21 protein-coding genes are annotated in these 26,022 nt (G+C 57.7%); 4 read left to right on the top strand and 17 right to left on the bottom strand.

The features are described from left to right. Nucleotide 1: 1 nt before the first annotated feature. On the top strand, nucleotides 2-1,105 hold the full coding sequence (locus tag NLU14_RS05975) for a ferredoxin reductase (protein ID WP_275705268.1): 1,104 nt from the start codon (nucleotides 2-4) through the stop codon (nucleotides 1,103-1,105). A 69-nt stretch (nucleotides 1,106-1,174) separates the two neighbouring features. Then, nucleotides 1,175-2,269 carry a fatty acid desaturase family protein gene (locus NLU14_RS05970; RefSeq protein WP_275705267.1) on the top strand — a complete coding sequence of 365 codons (1,095 nt, stop codon included), beginning with the start codon at nucleotides 1,175-1,177 and terminating at the stop codon, nucleotides 2,267-2,269. A 47-nt stretch (nucleotides 2,270-2,316) separates the two neighbouring features. Here the strand turns inward: NLU14_RS05970 and NLU14_RS05965 are convergent, their stop codons facing one another. Genes NLU14_RS05965 through NLU14_RS05955 form a run of 3 tightly spaced genes read right to left on the bottom strand, consistent with a single transcriptional unit; the run spans nucleotide 2,317 to nucleotide 3,430 of the window. Continuing rightward, a complete protein-coding gene (locus tag NLU14_RS05965) occupies nucleotides 2,317-2,754 on the bottom strand; it encodes an RrF2 family transcriptional regulator (RefSeq protein WP_275705265.1) in 438 nt (145 codons plus the stop codon). Nucleotides 2,755-2,798: 44 nt separating this feature from the next. Continuing rightward, nucleotides 2,799-3,191: a YbaN family protein gene (locus tag NLU14_RS05960; RefSeq protein ID WP_275705264.1), complete on the bottom strand. Its 393-nt coding sequence runs from the start codon at nucleotides 3,189-3,191 to the stop codon at nucleotides 2,799-2,801. Between the two features lie 23 nt (nucleotides 3,192-3,214). Further along, complete coding sequence (locus NLU14_RS05955; protein WP_275705263.1) at nucleotides 3,215-3,430, bottom strand: hypothetical protein; 216 nt, start codon at nucleotides 3,428-3,430, stop codon at nucleotides 3,215-3,217. Nucleotides 3,431-3,621: 191 nt separating this feature from the next. Here NLU14_RS05955 and NLU14_RS05950 point away from each other — a divergent pair, with 191 nt between their 5' ends. After that, nucleotides 3,622-5,913, top strand: coding sequence for a nitric-oxide reductase large subunit (locus NLU14_RS05950; RefSeq protein WP_275705261.1), 2,292 nt, complete (start codon nucleotides 3,622-3,624; stop codon nucleotides 5,911-5,913). 187 nt (nucleotides 5,914-6,100) lie between these two features. Further along, nucleotides 6,101-7,093, top strand: coding sequence for a GTP 3',8-cyclase MoaA (moaA, locus tag NLU14_RS05945; RefSeq protein WP_275705260.1), 993 nt, complete (start codon nucleotides 6,101-6,103; stop codon nucleotides 7,091-7,093). A 182-nt stretch (nucleotides 7,094-7,275) separates the two neighbouring features. Here moaA and NLU14_RS05940 read toward each other — a convergent pair whose 3' ends face one another. From NLU14_RS05940 to NLU14_RS05875, 14 genes are all read right to left on the bottom strand, one after another. Then, on the bottom strand, nucleotides 7,276-7,839 hold the full coding sequence (locus NLU14_RS05940) for a nitrous oxide reductase accessory protein NosL (RefSeq protein WP_275705259.1): 564 nt from the start codon (nucleotides 7,837-7,839) through the stop codon (nucleotides 7,276-7,278). Nucleotides 7,840-7,852: 13 nt separating this feature from the next. Further along, complete coding sequence (locus NLU14_RS05935; protein ID WP_275705258.1) at nucleotides 7,853-8,683, bottom strand: ABC transporter permease; 831 nt, start codon at nucleotides 8,681-8,683, stop codon at nucleotides 7,853-7,855. Then, a complete protein-coding gene (locus NLU14_RS05930; RefSeq protein ID WP_275705257.1) occupies nucleotides 8,680-9,612 on the bottom strand; it encodes an ABC transporter ATP-binding protein in 933 nt (310 codons plus the stop codon). The genes NLU14_RS05935 and NLU14_RS05930 overlap by 4 nt, the downstream gene beginning before the upstream one ends. Next, nucleotides 9,612-10,877 carry a nitrous oxide reductase family maturation protein NosD gene (locus NLU14_RS05925; protein ID WP_275705255.1) on the bottom strand — a complete coding sequence of 422 codons (1,266 nt, stop codon included), beginning with the start codon at nucleotides 10,875-10,877 and terminating at the stop codon, nucleotides 9,612-9,614. Before NLU14_RS05925 ends, NLU14_RS05930 begins: the two co-directional genes overlap by 1 nt. Before the next feature lie 217 nt (nucleotides 10,878-11,094). After that, nucleotides 11,095-12,984 (bottom strand): TAT-dependent nitrous-oxide reductase, encoded by a 1,890-nt coding sequence (gene nosZ / locus NLU14_RS05920; protein WP_275705254.1) that lies wholly within the window; start codon nucleotides 12,982-12,984, stop codon nucleotides 11,095-11,097. A 56-nt stretch (nucleotides 12,985-13,040) separates the two neighbouring features. Next, on the bottom strand, nucleotides 13,041-15,161 hold the full coding sequence (gene nosR, locus NLU14_RS05915; RefSeq protein ID WP_275705373.1) for a transcriptional regulator NosR: 2,121 nt from the start codon (nucleotides 15,159-15,161) through the stop codon (nucleotides 13,041-13,043). 186 nt (nucleotides 15,162-15,347) lie between these two features. Then, nucleotides 15,348-15,749: a ribonucleotide reductase subunit alpha gene (locus NLU14_RS05910; RefSeq protein ID WP_275705253.1), complete on the bottom strand. Its 402-nt coding sequence runs from the start codon at nucleotides 15,747-15,749 to the stop codon at nucleotides 15,348-15,350. A 23-nt stretch (nucleotides 15,750-15,772) separates the two neighbouring features. Further along, a complete protein-coding gene (locus NLU14_RS05905; protein ID WP_275705252.1) occupies nucleotides 15,773-16,522 on the bottom strand; it encodes a Crp/Fnr family transcriptional regulator in 750 nt (249 codons plus the stop codon). A gap of 308 nt (nucleotides 16,523-16,830) precedes the next feature. Beyond that, nucleotides 16,831-17,637 (bottom strand): peptidylprolyl isomerase, encoded by an 807-nt coding sequence (locus NLU14_RS05900; protein ID WP_275705251.1) that lies wholly within the window; start codon nucleotides 17,635-17,637, stop codon nucleotides 16,831-16,833. 125 nt (nucleotides 17,638-17,762) lie between these two features. Then, entirely contained in the window at nucleotides 17,763-18,440 is a 678-nt protein-coding gene (gene narI / locus NLU14_RS05895; protein ID WP_275705372.1) for a respiratory nitrate reductase subunit gamma, read from the bottom strand. A 23-nt stretch (nucleotides 18,441-18,463) separates the two neighbouring features. Next, nucleotides 18,464-19,204: a nitrate reductase molybdenum cofactor assembly chaperone gene (gene narJ, locus NLU14_RS05890; RefSeq protein ID WP_275705250.1), complete on the bottom strand. Its 741-nt coding sequence runs from the start codon at nucleotides 19,202-19,204 to the stop codon at nucleotides 18,464-18,466. 10 nt (nucleotides 19,205-19,214) lie between these two features. After that, nucleotides 19,215-20,789, bottom strand: a complete 1,575-nt coding sequence (gene narH, locus NLU14_RS05885; protein WP_275705249.1) for a nitrate reductase subunit beta — start codon at nucleotides 20,787-20,789, stop codon at nucleotides 19,215-19,217. After that, nucleotides 20,786-24,529, bottom strand: coding sequence for a nitrate reductase subunit alpha (locus NLU14_RS05880; RefSeq protein WP_275705248.1), 3,744 nt, complete (start codon nucleotides 24,527-24,529; stop codon nucleotides 20,786-20,788). Before NLU14_RS05880 ends, narH begins: the two co-directional genes overlap by 4 nt. Nucleotides 24,530-24,657: 128 nt before the next feature. Next, on the bottom strand, nucleotides 24,658-25,935 hold the full coding sequence (locus tag NLU14_RS05875; protein WP_275705247.1) for an MFS transporter: 1,278 nt from the start codon (nucleotides 25,933-25,935) through the stop codon (nucleotides 24,658-24,660). Nucleotides 25,936-26,022 lie beyond the last annotated feature (87 nt).

Below are 26,022 nucleotides of genomic sequence, written 5' to 3'. Positions count from 1 at the left end.
CATGATATCCGTACTGGAAAAGTCACCAACACTGCACTGGCTGGGCAGGCAGCTTTTTAACCGGGACGACCCGGCTGCCTTTTTCGACCCCCTGCTGGAGCGCATCAATCCCATGTGGGTGCAGCAGTACATACCAGCCAGGGTGTCTGCCATCTACAATGAAACAGCAGACACCAAGACCTTTGTGCTGGCGCCCGCCAAACGCTGGCAAGGGTTCGAGGCCGGGCAGCACGTCAATATCGGTATCGATATTGATGGTATCCGCCGCAACCGCACTTTCAGTCTGTCCAGCTCACCGATCCAGTGGCGCACCGATGGCACTGTCACCCTGACCATCAAGCGTCTGCCTGGCGGACTGGTTACGAACTGGATGCACGATCATCTGGAGACCGGCGCGGTGATTGGCCTGGGTGAAGCGTTTGGGGATTTCCACGTTCCCGAGCCCCAGGAGCCGGCCCTGTACATTGCCGGCGGCAGCGGTATCACACCGGTGCTGAGCCAGCTGGAAACCATGGCGGCATCGGACTACCGCGCCCCGGTAACCCTGCTGTATTTCGTACGCACCCAGGCCGACGTGATTGCAGCGGAAAAACTGCACGCACTCACCGGGCGCTGGCCGGCCTTCACCCTGAAGGTGTATGCCACCAGCGAGACAGAAACGCCACAGTTTCTCAGCGACCAGCACCTGGACGAAGTGCCCGGGCTGTCCGCAAGGCGATGCTATCTCTGTGGGCCGAAGGGGCTTATGGACCTGGCAAATGACCTGCTGTATCGCCGAGGCATCACTGACGACCGCATTCACAGCACCTTTTTCTCGGCGCCAGCCGCCAACCTGGATACCGATACGCTGGGTGGCGCGGTGCACTTTGAGCGCAGCAATCTGGATGTGTCGTCCGAAGGTGATGCGGTGTTGCTGGAGATTGCCGAAGCCGCGAAGCTGTCGCCCCGCTACGGCTGCCGCATGGGCATCTGCCACCAGTGCAGCTGCCGCAAGACCAGCGGCACCGTGGTCAACCGCCTGACCGGAAAGGCGTCCGGGCCGGGAGAGGAAACCATTCAGCTTTGTGTGTCTGTTCCCAGCGGGCCGGTGTCCATTGATATCTGACCGGCCCCGCCACAACGCCTGAACCCATTAGTCGCGGTGCCGGCTTGACGGCACTGCAAGGAGTACACCATGAAGACGATGACCGAAACACAACTGAAAGAACTGGAACAGGACCTGGACACCATTCGTGACCAGGTAATCGCCGACCTGGGTGAACGGGATGCCCGTTATATCCGCCGGATCGTGCGCCTGCACCGGTCCCTGGAAGTCGGTGGCCGGGTGCTGATGCCATTCGGGTTTATTCCGCCGGTATTCGTCGCGGCTACCGCAGCACTGGGCATTTCCAAAATCATCGAAAACATGGAAATCGGCCACAACGTGATGCACGGTCAGTACGACTGGATGAACGACCCCTCACTCCACTCCCAGACCTATGAGTGGGACACGGTGTGCACCGGCGATTCCTGGCGTCGCACCCACAACTACGAGCACCACACCTACACCAACATTATCGGCAAGGACCGGGACTACGGTTACGCCCTGCTACGGCTGAGCGATGACGACAAGTGGAAGCCGGCCCACAGCCTGCAGTTCATCAACTACATCCTGCTGAGTGTGCTGTTCCAGTGGGGTGTGGGGCTGCACGAGCTGGAATCCGAGCGGATCCGTCGTCGGGAAATTTCGGTAAAAGAGAAAATCCCGTTCCTGAAGGACTTCTTCCGCAAGGGTGGACGCCAGGCATTCAAGGACTATGTGTTCTTTCCGCTGATTACCTTTCCGGTAGCTCCGGTGGTGTTGGCCGGTAACATCGGCGCCAACCTGATCCGCAACCTGTGGTCGTCCACCGTCATTTTCTGTGGCCACTTTACCCAGGACGCGGAAACCTTTACCGAGGAAGAGTGCGAAGGAGAAAGCAAGGGCCACTGGTACCTGCGCCAACTGACTGGCTCCAGCAACTTTACCGGCAGCAAGTGGGTACACGTGCTGAGTGGACACCTGAGCTATCAGGTGGAACACCACATCTTCCCGGACCTGCCGGCTCACCGGTACCCGGAAATCTCCGAGCAGGTACAGGCCGTATGCAGGAAGCACGGTATTCCCTACAACACCGGCACCTTTGCCAAGCAGTATTCAACAGTGCTTAAGCGGATTTTCGGGTATTCCCTGCCCGACCGCATGCGCAACAGACTGTTGCCGGAGTTCAGTAGTGCAGGCGTTCAGTAATGAGTCCCGCCAGCCTGGCCAGCCATCAGAAAGGTGGCTGGTCGGCTTCACGCGATCTGTAACAGCCTGAGCAGTTGGGGACGATGCTGGTCCTGGATCACATCGGCCAGAGTATATTTGTCCAGTGTTTCGAGGAACGCTGTCAGCGCTTCGCCTAACATCGACTTCAAACCACACACGGGTGTAATCCGACAGGCATTCTTTGACGAGAAACATTCAACGATATTGAGGTCCTGCTCGGTTTCCCGTACAAGAATGCCAACATTGATGTCTGCAGGCGCCATCTGCAAACGCATACCGCCCTTCTTGCCCCTGACAGTCTCGATGTAGCCCTTTTTGTTGAGCTGGTGAACCACTTTCATCAGGTGATTCTTGGAGATGTCATAGCTGTCGGCAATTTCCTGGATGGTCGCCAGCTCGTCACCCTGCACCGCAAGGTAGATCAGCACACGCAGGGAATAATCAGTGTATCGGGTGATGTGCATTCAGTACTCCAGTCATTCAGTACTCCAGTCATTCAGTACAATCGTCAATAGGAAGGGCGTGTCAGCAGGTAACCGGCACTGCCACACAAACACACCCCCGCCACTGCCAGAACCACTCCGGATGCCCCCATCGCAAACAGGATACCCCAGCTAATCGCCATCATGGTGCAGGCCATAACCTTGGCGCGTACCGGCACCGAACGGTTTTCACGCCAGCGGTCAATCGCCGGGCCAAAACGGGGATGCCCCTCCAACCATGCTGCAAAGGCCGGCGAGCCCTTACTGGCAAAAAATGCCGCCAGCAGGACAAACGGGGTAGTCGGCAACAACGGTAGAAACACACCGATAGCGGCTAGTCCGACAGCTATATACGCAAGAATCCGAAAACCGGTTTTGCCGAAGAACTCGGACATGAAAAGGGTTCCAGTGCCGTTCATATTGACATCCAGTTTACCGGCATTCAGTGGACAGGTCTTCCCAGGCGACTGAGAAACACCAATCGAGCGACGTACGCTACCTTGATACCGACGGCAAACAGCAAGGTCCCAATGTGTGCAAGGATTTGCCAGCCCATGGCCAGCCAGTCGGCGAGGGGGTAGGCCAACAATACCGTGACCACCAACCCCAGGGCAGAGCAGAGGATCGCTGAGTTGGCATAAAACAGAAACCTTTCCATACATCACCAATTAAATATATTTTTAATACATCTTTATGCTAGATCGGAAAACGGTATCGGTCAAGTGTAGGGAAACTACCTACATCCATGGTGGTATATGGACTACCCATTCTATTTCGGCTCTCCCCATTTACATCTTTTAAATTAAAGATGTATTATTTTTAAATCTTTTAACCAGAGAGGAAATTGCCATGGCCAAATACCGCCGCCTATGGTTTCTATTGATTGCCATCGTGGGGGTCACCTTCACGTTACTGGGGTACTTCGGCGCGGAGGTATACCGCGCCGCGCCGCCCATTCCGGACCAGGTTGTATCCGCCAATGGCGAGACCCTGATGACCGAGGAGAGCATTCTTGATGGCCAGACTGCCTGGCAGTCCGTCGGTGGTATGCAACTGGGTTCCATCTGGGGCCACGGCGCCTACCAGGCGCCGGACTGGACCGCGGACTGGCTGCACCGGGAACTGGAAACCTGGCTGGAGATTGCTGCCCGGGAAGAGTACGGGCAGGACTGGCACAGCCTCAGCGGGCAGGAGCAGAACGCCCTGCAGTACGACCTGAAGACTGAGTACCGCACCAACACCTACGACGACGCCACCGGCACCCTGCATCTGTCCGAACGCAGGACCGCCGCCATTGCGGAGACCGCCGACTACTACAGCCGACTGTTCAGCGACGCGCCGGAGCTTCAGTCCACTCGTGAAAACTACGCCATGAAGGAAAACACCCTGCCCAGCGCTGAGCGTCGCGAGCGGATGACCGAGTTCTTCTTCTGGACTGCGTGGGCCGCCGCCACAGAGCGCCCGAACAGTGACGTCACCTACACCAACAACTGGCCCCATGAACCACTGATCGACAACAAGCCCAGCGCGGAGAACGTGGTCTGGTCGTTAATCAGCGTGGTCCTGCTGATTGCCGGCGTCGGCGGCCTGATCTGGGCCTGGGCCTTCCTGCGCAAAGAAGATGAGGAGCCAGAAGCCCCGATCAAGGATCCGCTCAGTTCCGTTGGACTTACGCCCTCCCAGAAGGCACTGGGCAAATACCTGTTGCTGGTGGTTGGCCTGTTCACCTTCCAGGTGATGCTCGGCGGCTTTACCGCGCACTATACGGTGGAAGGTCAGAGCTTCTACGGCATCAACACCTCCGAATGGTTCCCCTACTCCCTGATGCGCACCTGGCACATCCAGGCCGCCATGTTCTGGATCGCCACCGGCTTCCTGGCCGCCGGCCTGTTCCTCGCCCCCATTATCAATGGCGGCAAGGACCCGAAATTCCAGAAACTGGGTGTTGACGTACTGTTCTGGGCGCTAGTGGCTGTGGTTGCCGGCTCGTTTATTGGCAACTTCTTTGCCATCAATCAGATCATGCCCGCTGACCTCAGCTTTATGCTGGGCCATCAGGGTTACGAGTATGTGGACCTTGGCCGCCTCTGGCAGATCGGCAAGTTCCTCGGCATCGTGTTCTGGCTGGTGCTGATGCTTCGCGGCATTGTTCCCGCCCTGCGCCAGCCCGGTGACAAGAATTTGCTGGCTCTTCTGACCGCCTCGGTGGTCGCCATCGGCCTGTTCTACGGAGCCGGCTTCTTCTACGGTGAGCGCACCCACATCTCCGTCATGGAATACTGGCGCTGGTGGATTGTCCACCTGTGGGTAGAAGGCTTCTTTGAAGTGTTCGCCACTACTGCCCTGGCTTTCATTTTCTGCAGCATGGGCCTGGTGTCACGCACCGTGGCTACGTCCGCCAGCCTGGCCTCCGCCAGCCTGTTCATGCTCGGTGGTGTACCGGGAACCTTCCACCACCTGTACTTCTCCGGCACCACCACACCGGTGATGGCGGTGGGCGCCACCTTTAGTGCCCTGGAAGTGGTACCGCTGGTGGTGCTTGGTTACGAGGCATGGGAGAACTGGCGCCTGAAGTCCCGCGCACCGTGGATGGAAAATATCCGCTGGCCGCTGACCTTCTTCGTGGCTGTTGCCTTCTGGAACATGTTGGGGGCCGGCGTACTCGGGTTCATGATCAACCCACCAATCGCGCTGTATTACATCCAGGGCCTGAACACCACGCCCACCCACGCCCACGCAGCTCTCTTTGGCGTCTACGGCTTTCTGGCCCTGGGCTTCGCACTGCTGATCCTGCGTTACATCCGCCCGCGCATCGTCTTTGACGAGCGACTTATGAAAGTGGGTTTCTGGTGGCTGAACATTGGCCTGGTACTGATGCTGTTCACCAGCCTGTTGCCGGTCGGCATCATCCAGTTCGTGGCCAGCGCCAGCGAGGGTCTGTGGTACGCACGCAGTGAAGCCTTCATGCAGAGCGATATCCTGCAAACCCTGCGCTGGGTCAGAACTATCGGCGATGTGGTCTTTATCGTCGGCGCCCTGGCGGTGACCTGGCAGGTCGTAAAGGGTGTTTTCTTCCCGGATCTGGAGCCGGTCGCCCTCGAAACGGGTGAACAAGGTACGGCCAGCGAGCTGAGCGCCTGATACAGCGGAGCCCGGGCCAGGGAAGGCCCGCCTACAGACAAAGAACGAGCTGTTGTTCAGCCGCATTGATGGTGCAAACTGAGAGGGAATACTCCCGCGGGGGTATCGGATTCGACAAGCTGATTTGCCATAATTGAGCTACACTCTCAAATGAGAGTTCATACAGCGAAGGACAGGAACGATTCCCATGCCCCACGCCAAGCTGACAGACCGATTTGGCCGTACCGTCAACTACGTGCGTCTGTCCGTTACTGACCGCTGCGATTTTCGCTGTGTTTACTGCATGGCGGAGGAAATGACTTTCCTGCCCCGCCAGCAGGTGCTGACTCTGGAAGAGATTGCCCGCGTGGCAAGAACCTTCGTTTCCCTGGGTACAGAGAAAATCCGCCTGACCGGTGGTGAACCGCTGGTGCGCAAGGATATTCTGGAGCTGGTGAAGGAAATTGGCAGCTACGGCCTGCGGGATTTTGCCATGACTACCAATGGCAGTCAGTTGCCGACCATGGCGAAGCCACTTCGCAAGGCCGGGCTAAAGCGACTGAACATCAGCCTGGATTCCCTGGATGCCGACAAGTTTCATCGCATTACCCGTACCGGCCGGCTGAGCCAGGTGCTGGATGGCATTGATGCCGCCAAAGACGCCGGCTTTGAGGGCATCAAGCTCAATACGGTGGTGATGAAAGGCGGCAATGATCAGGAAGTGCCGGAGCTGGTAGAGTTTGCCCGCAAGAAGAAGGTGGACATTACTTTTATCGAGGAAATGCCGCTGGGTGAAATCTCCGACCATGATCGTGGTGAGGTGCTGTGCACCAGTGATGAGGTTCGGGATATCATCAGCCAGCGCCATGAACTGGTCCCCACGCCTGAAGATTCAGGTGGCCCTGCGCGTTATTACCGCATGCCGGATAGTGATATCCGGATTGGTTTTATTTCTCCCCATTCCCACAATTTCTGTTCAACCTGTAACCGCGTTCGCGTAACGGTCGAAGGTCGTCTGCTGCTGTGTCTTGGCAATGAGCATTCGGTGGATCTGCGCCGTGTTCTGCGAGGCCATCCGGTGACCAATGACAAGCTGCGTGAAACCATCATTAATGCCATGGAGCTGAAGCCGGAGCGGCATCACTTTTCTACGGAGGGGGATGTTCAGATTCTTCGGTTTATGAATATGACTGGCGGTTAGGGCTGGTGCCCGGGACTTGGTTTACCTCGGAGTTAACGCCTGGAACTTCTAACTCGGAGTTAACGCCCGGAAGTGGGTGGGCCCTCCGGGATACGCTGTGAATACATCCCTGTACGCTCGACAAAAACATCCATGTTTTTGACGATCCCGGAAGGCCCACCCACTTCCGGGCTTATTCAGGTTTAGTGTTCGCCATCGTGATTACTGATTTCCATGCTGTGATCTGACATAGTCTGGCTCATATCCTGGGTTAGATGCTGCATGGTTACATCTTTGAACCCGACTACCTCTCCGCCATATTCATTGGCGAACTCTAGCGCTGAATTTTCCGATGCGAACGAAGCCAGGGTTGGCCCCATGGCGCCACTGCGCTCTGCCCCCACCACAAAGTATGCTTCACGTGCATCGATCAATGCGGTGTCGTCCGGACGTTCCCAGTCGGTTTGTGCCATGTCGTGGACGTAGAGGGAGTGGTCGCGTTTGGCATTCTCGGGCTGCAGTACCCAGGAGAACATGTCCCGGGTTGAACAGAACTTGCGCGTCGTCTGTTCCCTGGCGGTAATGGCCTGGCCTTTGGGCCCATCGAAGTTGGTGATTACCATGCCACACACATGGCATTCATCGCCGGATTCGAAATGGACCGGATCGGGCTTTGCAGTGGCCTGCTCTTCAGATTCAGAGCAGCCGGCCAGGAGCACGGCAAACACAACCACTGCAGACAATGCTTTAAAACTAACAGTACGCATGGAACTCTCCGGATCAGATTCGGCGGCGACGGAACAGGGCCCAGGCGCCAGCAAGGGGAATGACAAACCAGAGCACCAGGGCGAACCACAACCCGTTGGCGCCAATGGGCAGATCCGCACCGAGGCTCAGTACGCCGCTTAGCTGGGCGCCGTCGCCGAAGGCGACGATATTGAGCAGGCGGTAGATATCCGTGGGGTTCAGCATCAGCAGCCAGGGCAACAGTTCGGGGTTCAACTTGCCCTCGCTGGCCACCAGGGTGCCCAACAACATCAGGTCGAAGATCAGTACGAAGAAGAACCAGATACCGAGGGCCAGGCCTGCCGCTACGGGCTTTTCACTGACCCGCACGCTGATCATGTAGGCCAGTGCAATAAAACCCCAGCCCAGCAGGATGGTGGAGACGATAAACCGGAACATGGCGGCGGCCAGGGTACCGATGGCCACGTTGTCCACCAGCACGGCAATGGCAACCCCGGCGACGCCGAAACCGATCAGCGTGGCGAAGGCCAGGGTCAGACCATGGCCGAGGAATTTGCCGAACAGCAATTGACCACGGCTCAGCGGATAGGTCATCAGAAGAAGCAGCGTGCCGCCCTCTTCCTCGCCCACAATGGCGTCATAGGCCAGTAGCAGCGCGATCAGGGGAATCAGGAAGATGCCCAGGCTGGCGAGGCTGGCAATGGTGGCGGGTGTGGAGGCATAGCCCACCTGCCCCGAGGCCGCTGCACCAAACCAGGCAATGCCCAGGGCCAGGACAGCAAACACCAGCGCGATGGCAATCAACCAGCGGTTGCGCAGGCTGTCACTGAGTTCCTTGCGGGCGATGGTCCAGATGCTGTTCATTGGGCACCTCCACGATGGGCCAGACCACCGGAGCCGATAAAGTGCACGTACACATCCTCCAGTGTGGGCTGGTGAATACCCAGGTCCTGAACCTCGCCGGAATCCAGCAGCGCCTGTATCAGCGCCATTTTCTCAGGGGGGCGTACGTCCACCTGCAGGCGTCCGTTAGCGCTCCTGATCATCAGGCCGTTATCCGCTGAGGCAGCGACAATGGCTTTTTCCAGCGCCGGGATACCGTTAGCCGCTTCGAGGGACAGGGTCACCGGCATGTTCGTCTGCCGACGCAGGGAAGCCAGATCGCCCACAGCCTTCACGGCGCCATCGGTAAGGATTGCTGCCCGGTCGATGTAGGGTTCTACCCCAGGAAGCACATGGGAACACAGCACAATGCCGGTGCCCTCGTCCCGCAGTTTGCGCAACAACCTGTACAGGTCCGCCGTCGCCACCGGATCCAGACCCACCGTGGGCTCATCCAACATCAGCAGTTTCGGTTTACCCAGAAGCGCCTGGGCAAGCCCCAGACGTTGGCGCATGCCCTTCGAATAGGTCTTTACCCGCGCGTTCATGGCGTCACCAAGCCCCACCTGTTCCAGCAGCTCCGGCACCTGTTTCAGGGGAACGCCCTTCAGGCGGGCAAAATGATTCAGAATCTCCCGCCCCGTCAGTTGCGGGTAGAACATGACGTTCTCTGGTAGATAACCGATGTGCTGACTGACATGAGGATCACCGGCCTCGCCGCCGAGCACGGACACCTTGCCCCGGGTCGGCGTCATCAACCCCAGGATCAGCTTGATGCTGGTAGTTTTACCGGCGCCATTATGGCCAAACAGGCCCAGGATCTCACCGGGTTCCAGGCGCAGATCAACCCCGTGCAGTACCGGGGACTTATCGTAGCGGTAACTCACATTCTCAAGACGGAAACAGCTCATCAGGACTCCGGTTGTAACGATTCTGGCTGGCTCATCAGCGGGTGCGAGTCACTGACGCCTGCAGCTTTAACCACGGGAAACGCATCCTGCACCCAGCGCAGGGTATCCACCGCCGGACTGAACATCAGCACCTTGGCCTCCGGATAGGTCCACAGCAGCCGGTCCACATTGTCATTGGGCTCATAGGGCACATCGCCAATACCATCCTGGTCGCGATCCCACCCCAGATAGTCACTCCAGTAATTGCCTCGCCCCTTCTTCGACCACTCCTGGGTACGGGTGGCCACATACTTCACCTGACGCTGGTTGTTCACAAACGCATTATTGAACACCTCGTTGTCCTCCGAGCCCGCCGTCAAATGAATCCCGATATTGCTGTCTCGGAACACATTGTTTTCGAAAGTGTTGTACAACGAGTTATAGATAAACACAGCCTTACCCTCGGCCCCGGAAATCTCAACACCTGCTGTCTGCCCCTGAGACACTCCCGTCACCACATTGCCCCGCAGCTCCGAATTGGTAATGAAATTCATCAGAATGCCGTAATTCTCATCATTCTCGGACCGGTTATTGATCACCTTCAGATACTTACTCTGCATCAACGCATACCCGGTACGCGTCCCCCGGGTCACATTGCCCTCCAGCAGATTGTGCATCGAATACATGTAGTGAATGCCATAACGCAGATCCGTCATCACATTGTTGCGGATCTCATTGTTATTGGCCGTCTCGATGTAAATCGCATCCCGCGTCTGACTGATGTCATTCCCCTCAATCAGTGCCCCGGTGGTATTGAACAGATGAATCCCATTCCCCCGATCCTGGGAGCGGATACCGGCATCCCCACGAATGTGGTTATCCCGAACCGTCACATCCCTGGTCCCATCCAACCAGATCCCGAACGCCGGCCCATTCAAACGGTTACCCTCAACAACCGCCCCCCAAGCCTCCGGCGCCACAAAAATCCCCGCATCCAACTCATTCAGATCCTCTCCCCAGTTACGCACCTGGCAACCAGAAAGCGTCACCTCCTCAGCCAGGATATCGATAGCGTTACCTTCACCACCGCCGTCTATCACCGTATCGGCATGACACGACACCGTCACACCGGGCACCCGGAAATCCAGCGGCGGAAGTTGCTCGGGAGGCAGCTCAAAGACAGCACCGGGCTCCAGTGCATCAAGCTGTTCCTGCAGGCTCGCATGAGCGGTCAGCGATAACAGAGCGACTGCCAGGGCCACCCCATAACGCAAAAGTAGATACATCAAATTCTCTCTGGAAAGAAAAATATCCGAAGCATGCGCGCACCCAAGGCACGGCAAGCCAAGAGGAGACTGCTTTCCAAAACTGTGCGAAGCCATGGATGGCGGAGCCCAAGCGCCCCATGGATGGGCTTGAGCGTGTTTTGGAAAGCAGTCTCCTCTTGGTTTGCTTCTCCCAAGCCTTAAAGCTGGGCCCCGAAGGACCCAGCCAAAGGCCTGATCAGGCCTTCTCTACCAACATGCGACCCCCCATCTCCATGTGCAACGCATGACAGAACCAGTTGCAGTAGTACCAGTAAACCCCCGGCTTACCCGCCGTTAAGGTCACCGAAGATGTCTGCTGCGGACTGATCTCCATACTCACTCCGTGGTTCACCATACAGAACCCGTGAGTCACATCCTCAACCATATCCAGGTTGGTCACATACACCGTAACCTCATCCCCCTCCTTCACCTTGAACTCCGTCATCCCGTATTGCGGCGCCACGGAGGTCATGTAAACACGCACCTTGTTGCCGTCACGGATGACCTCATTGGCTCCCTCCAGGGTGATGCCATCCTTCTCAGCCTGCGCGCGAGCACTGGCGAACGAAGGGTCATCACGATCGTAAATCTTCTTCGTCTTGATCTGGTCGCGACGAATCAGGATACAGTCGTGTGGCTCCGCAAACGTCGGGCCATCATGAACCAGCTTCATCTCCTCACCGGAAATATCAATCAGCTGATCGTTCTCGGGATGCAGCGGCCCAACCGGCAGGAAACGGTCCTTGGAGAACTTCGACAGCACCACCAGCCACTTGCCATCCGCATCACGGGATTCCGTCAGTGACGCATGGTTGTGCCCGGGCTGGTAATGCACATCCAGTTTCTGGCGGATGTAATTGGTCTTCTCACCGTTGTAAGCCTTAATAGCGTCGGCAATGTTCCACTTGCACACCTGACTGTCGATAAACAGCGTGGTGTAGGCATTGCCACGACCATCAAAGGTGGTGTGCAGCGGCCCGAGGCCCAGCTCCGGCTCTGCAACAATGACATCGCGCAGCTCGATGTTGTCGTCAAAAATATCGTCCAGCTTGTCGATCTGAATAACGGAACAGGTCGGCGACAGCTTGCCATTGGCAATAAAGTACTTGCCATCCGGTGATGTGTTCAGACCGTGCGGGTTCTTCGGAACCGGAATGTAACGGGTCAGTTTAGAACCCTCGCGGCCGTCGACCACCGGCACGTCGGAGTCACCGACGGTCTTGAAGTCACCGTTCTTGACCGCCGCTTCGATACGCTCAATGTTGAACACCACAACCCAGTCCCGGTCGTTGCGCATGGTACCGGCGAGATCCACCGCTTTCTCCGAGTTGTAACAGGTGGAAGCGGCATACTTGCCAGTGTAGTCGGCGTCAGTGTTGTCCAGGTTGCCATCCACGATCACCTGCCAGGCCACCTCCATGGTGTCCGCATCAATGGCGCTGAACATGGTGTAGCTGTTCTCCAGGCTGTAGTCGCTGCCATCATTGGGATGTGGAATTACGAATTCCGCATTACAGAACACGTATTTGGTGCGAGGCACTTTCTGCAGCCGAAGGCCGTGAATGGCCTGCACGTTCGGCACATGGGTGATCTTGTCCGTCTTCATGATATCCAGGCGGATGCGGGCAACACGGCTGTTGGCCTTGTCGTTGATAAACAGGTACTTGCCGTCGTACCGGCCATCTTCCATGGAGATGTGGGGGTGGTGACAGTCACCGTTCAGGTAATTCTTGTCGTGGCCCAGCACGTCCTTGCTCTCGTTGGTGATGCCCCAGCCTGTGGCGGAATCCACGTTGAAAACCGGAATTCGCATCAGCTCCCGCATGGACGGCACACCGAGGACACGAACCTCACCCTGGTGCCCACCACTCCAGAAGCCGTAGTACTCGTCCAGCTCGCCAGGGGCGATATGGTATTTATTTTTGGCTTCCTTGACCGCAGCAGCCCATGACTCACGCGTCATTACCGCGCCACCGAGCCCCGTCGCGCCCATGGCGCCTGCCAATGCGGTTGCACCCAGGAACTTACGGCGACTCAGGCCGCTCTCTTCCAGTGCATCTTTGCCAAGTTCTTCTCTCTTTTTCATAGCGTCCAACTCCATTGTTGGTAATGGCGGTATTGCGTTTCGTTTTACTGCTTTTCCTATGTCACCTGGGTGACCGGTATCTGTTCCGGATGGCCCGGTGCGTTATGGCCACGGCGCTTGCCGCGGCGCTTTACGATCAGCGGTGGGCATTTGTTGTCGTTGAAGTAAGTCACCTGGCAGTCGAGGCAGTAGTGGCACTCCATGTAGTTGATCCTGCCATCCGGGTGAATGGCCTGAACCTCACACTCGTGTTCACACAGCCTGCAGGGATTTCCACATTCCTTGCGACGCTTCAACCAATCGAATACACGCAGCTTGGTTGGCAGCGCGAGGGCGGCTCCCAACGGGCACATGTAGCGGCAGAACACCTTGCGGGTGAACAAGTTGACCACAAGCAATAGCACCGCATAGGTAACAAAAGGCCAGCTACGGTCGAAACGAAGGGTGATGGCTGTTTTGAACGGCTCTACTTCCGCCAGTTGCTCGGCCGTAGACAGGGAATCCAGTGATACCCCGAATAGCCCCAGGAGAATGAGGTACTTGATGGCCCATAACCGTTCATGAACCGCAAAGGGCAGGTCATACTGGGGTACCTTCAGCTTGCGTGCTATCTCGTTGATCAGTTCCTGCAAGGCACCGAAGGGGCACAGCCAGCCGCAATAAACGGCCCGCCCCCATAGCAGAACGATGCCGGCAACAGCAGCCCATAACACAAACATGATCGGGTCGATCAGGAAGGTGTCCCAGCTAAAACCGCTGATCAGGCTGTGTACAAACGTCAACACGTTCACAATCGACAGTTGCCCCAGCGCGTACCAGCCAGTAAAGAACAAGGTGTAGGTGAGGAAGGCATGACGGATATAACGGATCAACCTGGGCCGGCTGGCCAGCCAGTCCTGGAAGAACAGGATCAGGAGCAGCGCAACGATACCCACGCCCAGGATCGCAACCTGGAACTGACGCTGATACCACACCTGCACCCACAAAGGCTGTGTTTCCAGCCATTCTTCCTCGGTCAGTTCGGTTTCTGGGCGAGTGTAATAATTCTCCGGCAGTTGGTATTCCAGCGGGAACACCGCAAACTCGCTATCGAGTGGTCCAGTCTGGCGTTTGACGGACAGCTCCAGCGACCAGGGTGTGCCCGGGTCAAAATTGTATTGTTGTCGGATGATGAAGATCGCCATTTCGGAAAAATCAGGCATCCCCTCGGCATAGACGTCGCTCAGACGGTGGTAGTCCATATCCCGAAAATTAAAGGTGTCTCCAAACTGACGAACCTGGATGCGATCAAAAATACCACCACGCACATAACCAGAGCCTTTGAAGGAATAGTCGCCGTTTGCCATCACCGCGATGGCGTGTTCACCCGCTTCCAGTTCGGACATCAGCCACTCGAACTGACTCTCACCAAGCAGGTTTTTGCCGATGGCTGGCACGTTCAGATACCCGGTGTAGAGATCGATCAGCGCCTCGTCTCGCTCGTCTGCCTCGGCTTCGTCAATGCCTTCGGCCTCGGTTCCCTCGAAGGCGTCGTCCACCTGCCCCCGAGTCAGAAGTAAACGGCGGATCGAGCCGTCTCCGGTCAACTCTTCCCAGCTTTTCTCCGTGAATTCACCGGTCCGGATTTCCGCTATCGGCGGTCTGGAGCCGCTTCCGCCTTCAACAAGCCCCAACTCCGCACCCACCCGGTGAGCTGTTTTCATGATGACTTCGTTGATCACCATCACCGTGACTGTAGCGCCCGACAGCCCGTCAACGGATACCCGAGTGTCTGATGACTGGCCACCCACGGTCACCCGCTGATCTGCAGCCAGGCCGGTGTACTGGTCGGTAAAGCCATCCAGCTTGCTCTCGGGAATACCCACCAGAAGGATGGGTTCGTCGTGGGCGATAACCCGTGTTGCCTTGATGGTGCCCTTGGTGTCCAGCACGACAATGGCGTTCACCGGCTTGCCCGAATAGGCCGGAGTCTGCACAAAATCCAGAGTCTGGTAGGCATACCCCAGAAGCTTTTCGCCACTGCGAAGTTCCTGGATGGCGCGGTTATCCTCCCGGGGTGATATGTCGTCGACGGAGGGAAAGGCTTTCTGGATGACCTGGCGGGCTGCCAGTGGCTCATATTCTTCTGGCGCCGCTGCCATTGCCGTCGTCACCGGTATTACAACCAGACAGATCATCAATGTGACAGCACGTTGGATAAAACTCACAATACTCCCCTGGGGATGTCCGCATGAATCGGGTAGCGACAGGGCAGACAGTAGTCGCCTGACGCTTTGGAATATTTGATATTTCTCACTGCTAACGGGCTGTTGCTAAAAAGCCAACCAAATAAACAAAAACTTCAAATGTATCTTTTAAAGCTTTCAGCCCAACGCTATCGCCTGGCCCTTGCGATCCAGGGGCAGGTAGTTTCCCAAGTGGCCCAGACGAATGGATTCCACCATCATGGTCAGCGGTTGTTGTGCTTCGTCAGTGGTGGGCTGCACACCGCCACGGCCAGACATGGCGGCGACAAACACCACGTCCCACATTTGTCCTGTTTGCCGGGATTCATCAACAAGCGCTCCGAAGTCAGTGACGTCGTCGAGCGCCTTGTCGACACACACCACCGGTACCAGGGCACCGCCCTCTCCGCTGGCAAAGGCAGCTTTTTCAGATTCCGAGGCGTCGTCAGGAAGCTCGGCACGGCAGAACACGAATAGCAGGCGCTGAGGTTCGGGTTCAGCATTGGCGGCGTTTAACAAATCGGTATAGCTGGAGATCATCGGACGTTTCCTGCCTCTATCATTTACTGGCTGATCTGAATCAGTCGAGCGGGGTCGGAGATGAACAGCCGGCTGCGGTTGACCCGGACCAGTCCGTTTGCTTTCAGGTTTGCCAGAATCCGCGAGAAGGTTTCCGGCTGCATCGCAAGCCGGGACGCGACCAGGCATTTAGGCAATGGCAGTTCCACTTCTCCGCCCTCGGAAGCTCCGTTGGGCAGTAGGTCAATCAGGTATCGGATCAGGCGGTCACGGGCGCTCTGCACGGTCATAATTTCCAGGTCATGAAATCGGGCCACGTTACGCCTGGCGTAATGGCGCAGCGCCGACTGGGTGTATTCGGGCTTTCTTTCCAGCAGATCCTGGTAAACCTTGACGGGTATCATCAGCACTTCGCTGGATTTGAGTGCTTCTGCGTAGCAGGCGTATCTGGCCGGCTCTGCGTAGATCATGACTTCGGCGAAGCAATCGCCGGGGGCAATGCTGTCCAGGGTGCGGTCTATGCCTGAGGCGTCGAGGCGGTATAGGCGCAGCCGCCCGGAGATCACGAAGAAGAAGTGGTGAGCGGGCATGTCCTGACGGTAGAGCAGTTGGTGGTGGCCAAGGCGCAGGCGTTTGGACTGCTGCAGCAGTGCCGTGAGGTCGTCGTCGCTCAGTGATGAGAAGAGTGCGTGCTGGCGCATGGGAGCCAGTCGGTCGTCTTCTTCGAAGAGTTTGTTGACGGCGACAAGTACTGGCTTGCTGTAGCGTGTTTCGGTGGTTTGTAAGAGTGCCATTTTGTTTGCCCCTGCATTAATAATGCATTTCATATCTGGTTTTATAGTAGTGGGGCTTGGGGGGAAAATCGCTCCCCCTATGGGGGTAGTTGGGTGGTTATTACTGAGTAATTGACTTACCTCAAAGAAGGGGGCTTGTTGCCTGGGTGCTGGCTCTCTTGTTTACTTGGGAGCACAGGCCAATGGGCCCCTTCTTCCCAAAACACGCTCAAGCACATCCATGTGGCGCTTGAGCTCCGCCATCCATGGCTCCGCACAGTTTTGGGAAGAAGGGGCCCATCGGCCTCCCAGTATTAGAGTTAACCTTTTCACTGCATCAGCGGCGAGTCGGGTATTTCCATATCTACACCCTCCACACCAGTTTCAGCGGCCAACACCTGCAGGTACTGTCGGAACGCTCGTCTGGTGACGCTTTCGCTCAGGTATTGCCGTATCTGGGGCTTAACGTGTTCGTAGGGCAGCTGTTCGCCGTCGATGTGTTGGTCGACGCGGACGAGGTGCCAGCCGTAGCGGGTTTCGATGAGTTCGGGGTTGAGGCCTTCCTGGAGGGACAGGACCGGGCGTTCGAATTCGTCGACGGTCTGGCCTTTGCTGATCTGGCCGAGGCTGCCGCCCTGGTGGCGGGATTCGCAGGCGGAGTATTGTTTGGCCAGTTCCGCAAACCGGGCACGACCGTCGAGTAAGGATGACAGCAGTTGGCGCCCTGCTTCTTCCTGGCGCATGCGCTCCTGGACGTCGTCCGGGGCGGCGGCGAGGAGGATGTGGCTGACGGCCATCAGGGTCGGGCTGCGGAAGCGGCCGGGGTTGGCGGCGTAGAAGCGTTCGCAGTCCTGTTCGCTGGGGTCAGGGACGTCGAGTTCCAGCTCCAGTACCCGGGCGATGCGGTCTTCTTCGTCGGCGATGTCGTCCAGGTTCAGGCGGCTGGCCTGTTGCAGGAGGAGTTCGCGGATGACGAGGCTTTTAGCCGCTTCGTGCCAGGCTTCGGCGACTTCTTCGGCCGGGTGGTGTTGCATTTCCCGGGCGATGTCGTCTTCGGCGATGAGGGTGTCACCCACGTAGACCGGCGGGAACTGGTTTCTGGGTTTTTCGGCGTTGCCTACTGGGATGAGTTGCATGGTTGCTTTCCTTTGAGCTGGTTGTCGGATTACGCTTCGCTAATCCGACCTACATTTGGGGCTTCAGGCTCGGGTAGGTCGGATTAGGCGAAGCCGTAATCCGACATCTTTTATGTCTCCCCCAATCACGCCCGCTTACGCACCACCTGGTACTTCCGCCCGAAATACTCCACCGGCACGCTCAACATGTGCACAAGCCGGGTGAACGGGAACAGCACGAAGATGGTCAGGCCGAGGAAGATGTGGGTTTTGTAGATCCAGTGCACGTCGGCGATATAACCCGCAACGCCACCCTGCAGCGTGACAATGCCCTGGGCCCAGGCCGAGAACTGGAGCATGGTGCTGCCGTCCAGATGTCCCATGGTGGGCAGAATGGTGAACAGGCCGAGCGCCAGTTGGATCACCAGAATCAGGATAATCATGTTGTCGGCGAAGGTGCTGCTGGCTTTCACCCGAGGGTCGGTCAGCCTCCGCCAGGCGAGCATGCCGCCACCGATGAGGGCCATCACGCCTGCAATACCACCAACAACAATAGCCATAACCTGCTTGGTGCCGGGGCTCATGAACGGCTCATAGACCGCATGAGGTGTCAGCAGGCCAACCAGGTGGCCGAAGAAGATCACCAGTACGCCCACATGGAACAGTACGCTGGCCATGACCATGTTTTTCTTGCGCAGCATCTGGCTGGAATGGGCTTTCCAGGTGAACTGACCATGGTCATAACGTGCCCAGGTGCCAATTACCAGAATAGCGATAGCAATGTAGGGGTAGACCCCGAACAACAGTGTATTGAGATAGGACATCATTTCAGTTTCCTCCCGCGCCTTCAGGCGCCTCCTGCCTGACGGGGCGTTGCGTCCGTCATCAACTGATCGCTCAGATGGATGGTCTGGGTCTGCTCCAGTTCGCGGCGGCGCTGACCAACAACACCGCCGGTGGCGCAGGAACTGCCCTGATCATCCACAAACTTCACCATTTCTTCCTCCCAGACCTTGTCCAGTGCTTCCGGGGTGTCGTCACGCTCTTCCGATGCCACAATCTGCGCCAGTTCCTGACGATTCGCTTGCCGGCCAGACAAAACCAGCAGCGAATCCATCAACACGTGGTAAAGGCTCTCCCGCTGATACAGCCTTTCACCCAGAAGGCCGAGGATGTGATGGATATCTTCCAGCCAGTTCCGAATTTCTTCCCATGGCCGGGTAGAGAGGTATTCAAGGAACAACGGCAGATAGTCCGGCAGTTCCCTGGCATCAATCTCCAGGCCATTGGTACGGTACTCCTCCATCAGGTCCACCATGGCCTGACCCCGGTCACGGGATTCGCCGTGTACGTGCTCGAACAACAGCAGGGATGTTGCCCTGCCCTTGTCGAAGGTGCCCACGTAGTTTTCCTGGATATCAAGAAGATCTCCGTCACATACCTGGTCAATACACCGCAGCAACTGCTCCTTGTTTTTCCGTGGCAGCCGGCCATCTTCAAGAACAACGGCTATCAACGCATCTTTCGAGGTCTGCAGTTCTTCGGTGGGGTACTCAAGAACCCTTGCGATTACTTTTAAAAGTTTCATCCTGATTTCCTCATTCCTGCAGCTGTTTCGGGTCAACCTGCTTCACGGTGGACAGTTTCTGCACCATGCTGGTGGTCTGCTTACGGCCACCGAACATGTTGAATTTACTGTCACCGTTACAGCCGTCGCCGAAGCTGAAACCGCAACCGCCGCGCTCGCCGTGGGCGGTAGCGTCAGGAAATGCTTCCTTTGCCAGTTCGCGATGGCTGGTGGGGATGACGAAGCGGTCCTCATAGTCCGCGATGGCCAGGTAGCGGTACATCTCATCCGCCTGGGCCTTGGTGAGTCCCGCTTCCTGTAACGCCCGCAGGTCTTCCCTGCCTTCCACGGTTTCGGCGCGCTTGTACAGGCGCATTGCCATGATGCGTTTGAGGGCCCGCACAATCGGCTTCTCATCCCCGGCGGTCAGCAGGTTGGCCAGGTATTTGACCGGAATCCGCAGGCTTTCGATCTTCGGCAGTACACCGTCAAACTCGACCTTGCCGGCTTCCGCCGCGGACTGGATCGGGCTCAGGGGTGGCACGTACCAGACCATGGGCAGGGTGCGGTATTCCGGGTGCAGCGGCAGGGCCAGTTTCCAGTCCACGGCCATTTTGTAGACCGGGCTGCGCTGGGCGGCCTCGATCACGTTCATCGGGATGCCGTCTTTCTTCGCCTGCTCGATAACCTTCGGGTCGTTCGGGTCCAGGAAGATTTCCAGCTGCTTTTCATAAAGCTCATGCTCGCCCGGCGTGCTGGCCACTTCCTCAATGCGGTCTGCGTCGTACAGCAGCACACCCAGGTAGCGGATACGACCGACGCAGGTCTCGGAACACACGGTGGGCATGCCGGCTTCGATCCGCGGGTAGCAGAAGATGCATTTCTCGGACTTGCCGGTCTTCCAGTTGAAGTAGATCTTCTTGTACGGGCAGCCGGAGACACACATCCGCCAGCCGCGGCATTTGTCCTGATCGATCAGCACGATGCCGTCTTCCTCACGCTTGTAGATGGCGCCGCTCGGGCAACTGGCGACACAGGCCGGGTTCAGGCAGTGCTCGCACAGGCGCGGCAGGTACATCATGAAGGTGTTTTCGAACTGGCCGTAGATGTCCGCCTGGACCTGATCGAAGTTCTTGTCCTTGCGTCGTTTGGCAAACTCGGTACCCAGGATTTCTTCCCAGTTGGGGCCCCATTCGATCTTCTGCATGCGCTGGCCGGAGATCAGCGAGCGCGGCCGGGCCACCGGCTGGTGCTTGCTGTCGCCGGCGGTATGCAGGTGCTGGTAATCGAAATCGAACGGCTCGTAGTAGTCGTCGATCTGCGGCAGGTCCGGGTTGGCGAAGATGTTCGCCAGCACCCGGAAACGGCCACCGATTTTCGGACGAATCTTGCCGGAGCTGTCGCGCATCCAGCCGCCCTTCCACTTGTCCTGATTCTCCCACTCTTTGGGGTAGCCGATACCGGGTTTGGTCTCGACGTTGTTGAACCAGGCGTATTCCATACCTTCACGGCTGGTCCATACGTTTTTGCAGGTCACTGAACAGGTGTGGCAACCGATGCACTTGTCCAGGTTCAGTACCATGCCGACTTGGGAACGGATCTTCATTTTACAGCCTCCTGAACAGTGTCATTGCCTTCGCCGTCGAGCCAGTCGACGTTGTGCATCTTGCGAACGACCACGAATTCATCGCGGTTGGAGCCCACGGTGCCGTAGTAGTTGAAACCGTAAGAATACTGCGCATAGCCACCGATCATGTGGGTCGGCTTCGGGCATACGCGGGTAACCGAGTTGTGGATACCGCCCCGGGTGCCGGTGATTTCCGAGCCCGGGATGTTCACAATCCGCTCCTGGGCGTGGTACATCATCACCATGCCGGGCATCACCCGCTGGCTCACCACCGCCCGGGCTGCAATGGCGCCATTGGCGTTGAACAGTTCAATCCAGTCGTTGTCCTCGATTTCCATCTCTTTGGCGTCGTCTTCGCTCAGCCAGACGATGGGGCCACCGCGGGACAGGGTCAGCATCAGCAGGTTGTCGCTGTAGGTGCTGTGGATGCCCCACTTCTGGTGCGGCGTGATCCAGTTCAGCGCTTTTTCGGGGTTGCCGTTACTGCGCTGGTTGATCATGTGGCTTACGGTTTTGGTGTTGATGGGCGGGCGATACACCAGCAGGCTCTCACCGAAGGCGCGCATCCACTCGTGATCCTGATAGAACTGCTGACGGCCCGTCAGGGTGCGCCAGGGGATCAGTTCATGCACGTTGGTATAACCGGCGTTGTAGGACACGTGCTCGTCTTCCAGGCCAGACCAAGTCGGGCTGGATATGATCTTGCGCGGTTGCGCAACGATGTCCCGGAAGCGGATTTTTTCCTCTTCCTTGTTCTTCGCCAAGTGGGTGTGATCAAGGCCGGTGAACTCGGACAGTGCCGCCCAGGCTTTTACCGCCACCTGGCCATTGGTTTCCGGTGCCAGGGAAAGGATGACCTCAGCGGCGTCGATGGCGCTTTCGATCTTCGGACGACCGGCGTTGGCACCCTCAAGATGCTTGTGGTTCAGGTCACCAAGGAACTTCACTTCCTTCTCAGTGTTCCAGTTGATGCCCTTGCCGCCGTTGCCCAGTTTGTCCATTAGCGGGCCCAGGGAGGTGAAGCGGGCGTAGGTGTTCGGGTAGTCCCGCTCCACGGTGATGAAGTTGGGCGCGGTTTTGCCTGGAATCAGGTCACATTCACCGCGCTTCCAGTCCTTCACATCGAACGGCTGGCCCAGCTCGGCTGGCGCGTCGTGCAACAGCGGCAGGGTGACCACATCTTTTTCGACACCCAGGTGGCCCTCGGTCGCCTTGGAGAACGCCTTGGCAATGCCCTTGTAGATCTCCCAGTCACTACGGGCTTCCCAGGCCGGATCGGTGGCCGCTGTCAACGGATGGATGAACGGGTGCATGTCGGAGGTGTTCAGGTCGTTCTTCTCGTACCAGGTCGCAGTCGGCAGAACGATGTCGGAATACAGACAGGTAGTGGACATACGGAAGTCCAGGGTTACCAGCAGATCGAGTTTGCCCTCCGGTGCCTCGTCATGCCACTTCACTTCTTTCGGCTTGGCGCCGCCCTCGTGGCCGAGATCCTTGCCCTGCAGGCCGCTTCTGGTACCGAGCAGGTACTTGAGCATGTACTCGTGGCCCTTACCGGAGGAACCCAGCAGGTTGGACCGCCATATGAACATATTGCGCGGGTGGTTCTGGGGCGCTTCCGGATCCTCACTGGCGAATGCCAGGGAGCCATCCTTCATGGACTGGGCCACATAGGCCGCCACTTCCATGCCGGCTTTTTCGGCCTCGGCCGCAATACCCAGCGGGTTACGGTTCAGTTGTGGCGCAGACGGCAGCCAGCCCATGCGCTCGGCGCGGACGTTGTAGTCGATCAGGCTGCCACTGAATCTGGACTTGTCCGCCAGCGGCGACAGGATCTCATCGACACCCAGTTTCTCGTAGCGCCACTGGCCGGAGTGAGCGTAGAAGAAGGACGTGGAATTCATGTGGCGCGGCGGACGCTGCCAGTCCAGGCCGAAGGCCAGGGGCTGCCAGCCAGTCTGCGGGCGCAGTTTTTCCTGGCCAACGTAGTGGGCCCAGCCGCCACCGCTCTGGCCGATACAGCCACATAGGATCAGCATGTTGATCAGGCCACGGTAGTTCATGTCCATGTGGTACCAGTGGTTCATACCGGCACCGACGATGACCATGGAACGGCCTTTGGTCTTGTCGGCGTTGTCGGCGAACTCACGGGCAATGCGGATCACTTTCTCGGCGGGAACGCCGGTGATCTTTTCCTGCCAGGCGGGAGTGTAGGGCTTCACTTCATCGTAAGACGTGGCGCCGTCATCGCCGCCCAGTCCACGGCTGATACCATAGTTGGCGACCATCAGGTCGAATACAGTAACAACGTGGCCCTCGCTGCCGTCAGCCAGTTGAACTGTGCGGCTGCCCAGTTTGTGGGTCAGGGTGTCGGAGATCTTCACGTGCTTGAAGTGGTCATGCTCGATACCGCCAAAGTACGGAAATGCAACATCCACCACTTCATCGTGCTTCTCGACCATCGACAACTGCAGCTCCACTTCGTTGCTGCTTGCAGTCTGCTTGAGGTTCCACTTGCCCTTTTCCCCCCAGCGGTAGCCGATGGAGCCATTGGGAGCAATCAACTGGTTGGTTTTCTCGTCGATGGCGATGGTTTTCCACTCGGGGTTGTTCTCTTCCCCAAGGCCGTCCACCAGATCACTGGCCCGCAGGAAGCGGCCGGGCACATAGCGGCCGTCCTCACGCTGCTCCAGCATGACCAGGTAGGGCATGTCGGTATAGCGGCGCACGTAGTCGGTGAAGTATTCGCTGGGCTTGTCGACGTGGAATTCTTTCAGGATCACATGGCCCATGGCCATACCCAGGGCAGCATCGGTACCTTGCTTGGGGTTCATCCACTCGTCAGACAGCTTGGAAACTTCGGCGTAATCCGGGGTAATGGCGACTGTTTTGGTGCCCTTGTAACGCACTTCGGTGAAGAAGTGGGCGTCCGGGGTACGGGTCTGGGGCACGTTGGAACCCCAGGCAATGATGTAGCCGGAGTTGTACCAGTCGGCGGATTCCGGCACGTCGGTCTGCTCACCCCAGGTTTGCGGGGAGGCCGGCGGCAGGTCGCAGTACCAGTCGTAGAAGCTCATGCACACGCCACCGATCATGGACAGGTAACGGCTGCCGGCTGCGTAGGACACCATGGACATGGCAGGAATCGGCGAGAAGCCGATGATGCGGTCAGGGCCGTACTGCTTCGCTGTGTAAACGTTCGAGGCGGCAATCAACTCGTTGACTTCGTCCCAGCTGGAACGCACAAAGCCGCCCATACCACGACGGGGCTTGTACTCGGCGGTCTTCTTGGGGTCTTCCACGATGGAAGCCCAGGCGTCCACCGGATCGTTGTGCTGCATCTTGGCGGAGCGCCAGAGCCTCATCAGATGCTTGCGCATCAGCGGGTACTTCAGGCGGTTGGCGCTGTACATGTACCAGGAGTAGCTGGCCCCACGGGGGCAGCCCCGGGGCTCATGGTTGGGCAGGTCCGGACGGGTGCGGGGGTAGTCAGTCTGCTGGGTTTCCCAGGTAACCAGACCGTTCTTGACGTAGATTTTCCAGCTGCAGGAACCGGTGCAGTTGACGCCGTGGGTGGAACGCACGATCTTGTCATGCTGCCAGCGCTGGCGGTAGCTGTCTTCCCATTCGCGACTTACATTGTGGGTTTCGCCGTGGCCGTTCGCAAACGGCTCGCGCTTCTTCCTGAAGTAATTCAGTTTGTCGATCAAATGACTCATGGTCTCTCTCCATCGGCCCGTGTGCCGGATCGTTCGTACGATTTGAGACCATTGTGTGGGAGAAAGACCCTGAAATCTGCGTGGTTACCCCGTCATAACCGGGCTCTACCACCCAGTGGGTAGAACGGTTATACACCCTTGTGTAACAGTGCCTGACGTTCCTGGCGACGATTGTCCAGAGCAAAAAGGAGCAAGCTGCCAGCCAACATCAGGAAAAGAATCATGAACATGGCGGTACCTACACCGACCCAATAGATCACTGCGCCGAAAAGCACCGGTAGCAGGAAGGCGACAAGGCAGGCACTGAACAACAACATACCTGCCGCCAAGCCCGCCGCCTCACGATTTTCCGCAATCACCATGCGTTGAAGGCTGCCCATGGCGCAACCCAGGGCCACGCCAAGCAATACGATGAAGAGCCTTTCCAGAAAAAGAGGCAGGTCAAGTTCCAGGGCGATGACCGACTCTATTCCACGAATCGATAACGTCATGGCGGGGTATGACAGTACAAACAAGGCCACAAGGCACGCAGCGAGCGACCTCGCTACCACACGGCCGGCACCATAGCGGTCCGACATCCCACCCCCTGCAATCTGGGCGAGGGCACCCGGAATCACGAACCACAACGCCAACCTGGCACCAGACCCCATGGTCAGCAAGAAACGGGACGACATGAAATCTGGCAGCCATAAAGCCAGAGAAAAAAAGCTTCCCGCCACCACACCAAAATACAGACACAGGCGCCATACCCGCATGTTTTCCAGGCGATGCAAAAGCTGCCTGGCCCCGGTTTCCACATCGGGATCACCAAGAGAATCGGAATCGTCGGTCAATAACATCAACAGGGTGACCACCAATAAAAGAACGACCAGATAGGCCAGCGGCACCCCCGTCCATGAGAATGCCTGCAGAATCAGGGGAACCAGGTAGTAGTTAAATCCGGCGCCCATTACTCCAGCACCAAATATCCCCAATACGAGCCCCATATGCCGGGGAGCAGCATGACGGGTTACAAACTGAAAGCCGGCACTGTAGAAGCCGCCCGCAAGGCCAAGGCCAACGGCAACCAGCAGGTACCCGGCCCAGGATTCCACAACCAACAATAACGCCATGCAGACGGCAAGCCCGAGCAGGCAGGCGATCATTACCCGTCTTGCCCCCAGCTTTTGTGCGGCGATTCCGGCTGGCACTGCCAGCAACGCCCCGGCCGCCATGGGCATTGCCAATAAAAGGCCAAGCTTCAGGCTGCCGAGCCCCAGGGCGTCCCTCAAATGCACGCCGGCCACGGCAAAGATGGTCCAGCAACCTGCAGCAACAACAAAGCCAGCTACCGCCGGCGGAAGCACTACTGCCAGCGAAGTCAATTTATCGTGATCGTCATCATCACGGGTGGAAAAAGGCTGCATGGCATTACCCTTCAAAAGCTGACTTTCAGTTTCATGTTTTGCCCTGCAAGGGGTCAAAGACTATGATGGGATATCGCCAATGGGGGT

Origin of the sequence: Marinobacter iranensis, from assembly GCF_029207565.1 — a bacterium.
Taxonomy (GTDB): domain Bacteria; phylum Pseudomonadota; class Gammaproteobacteria; order Pseudomonadales; family Oleiphilaceae; genus Marinobacter; species Marinobacter iranensis.
This window is presented reverse-complemented; position numbering and strand designations above follow the sequence as displayed.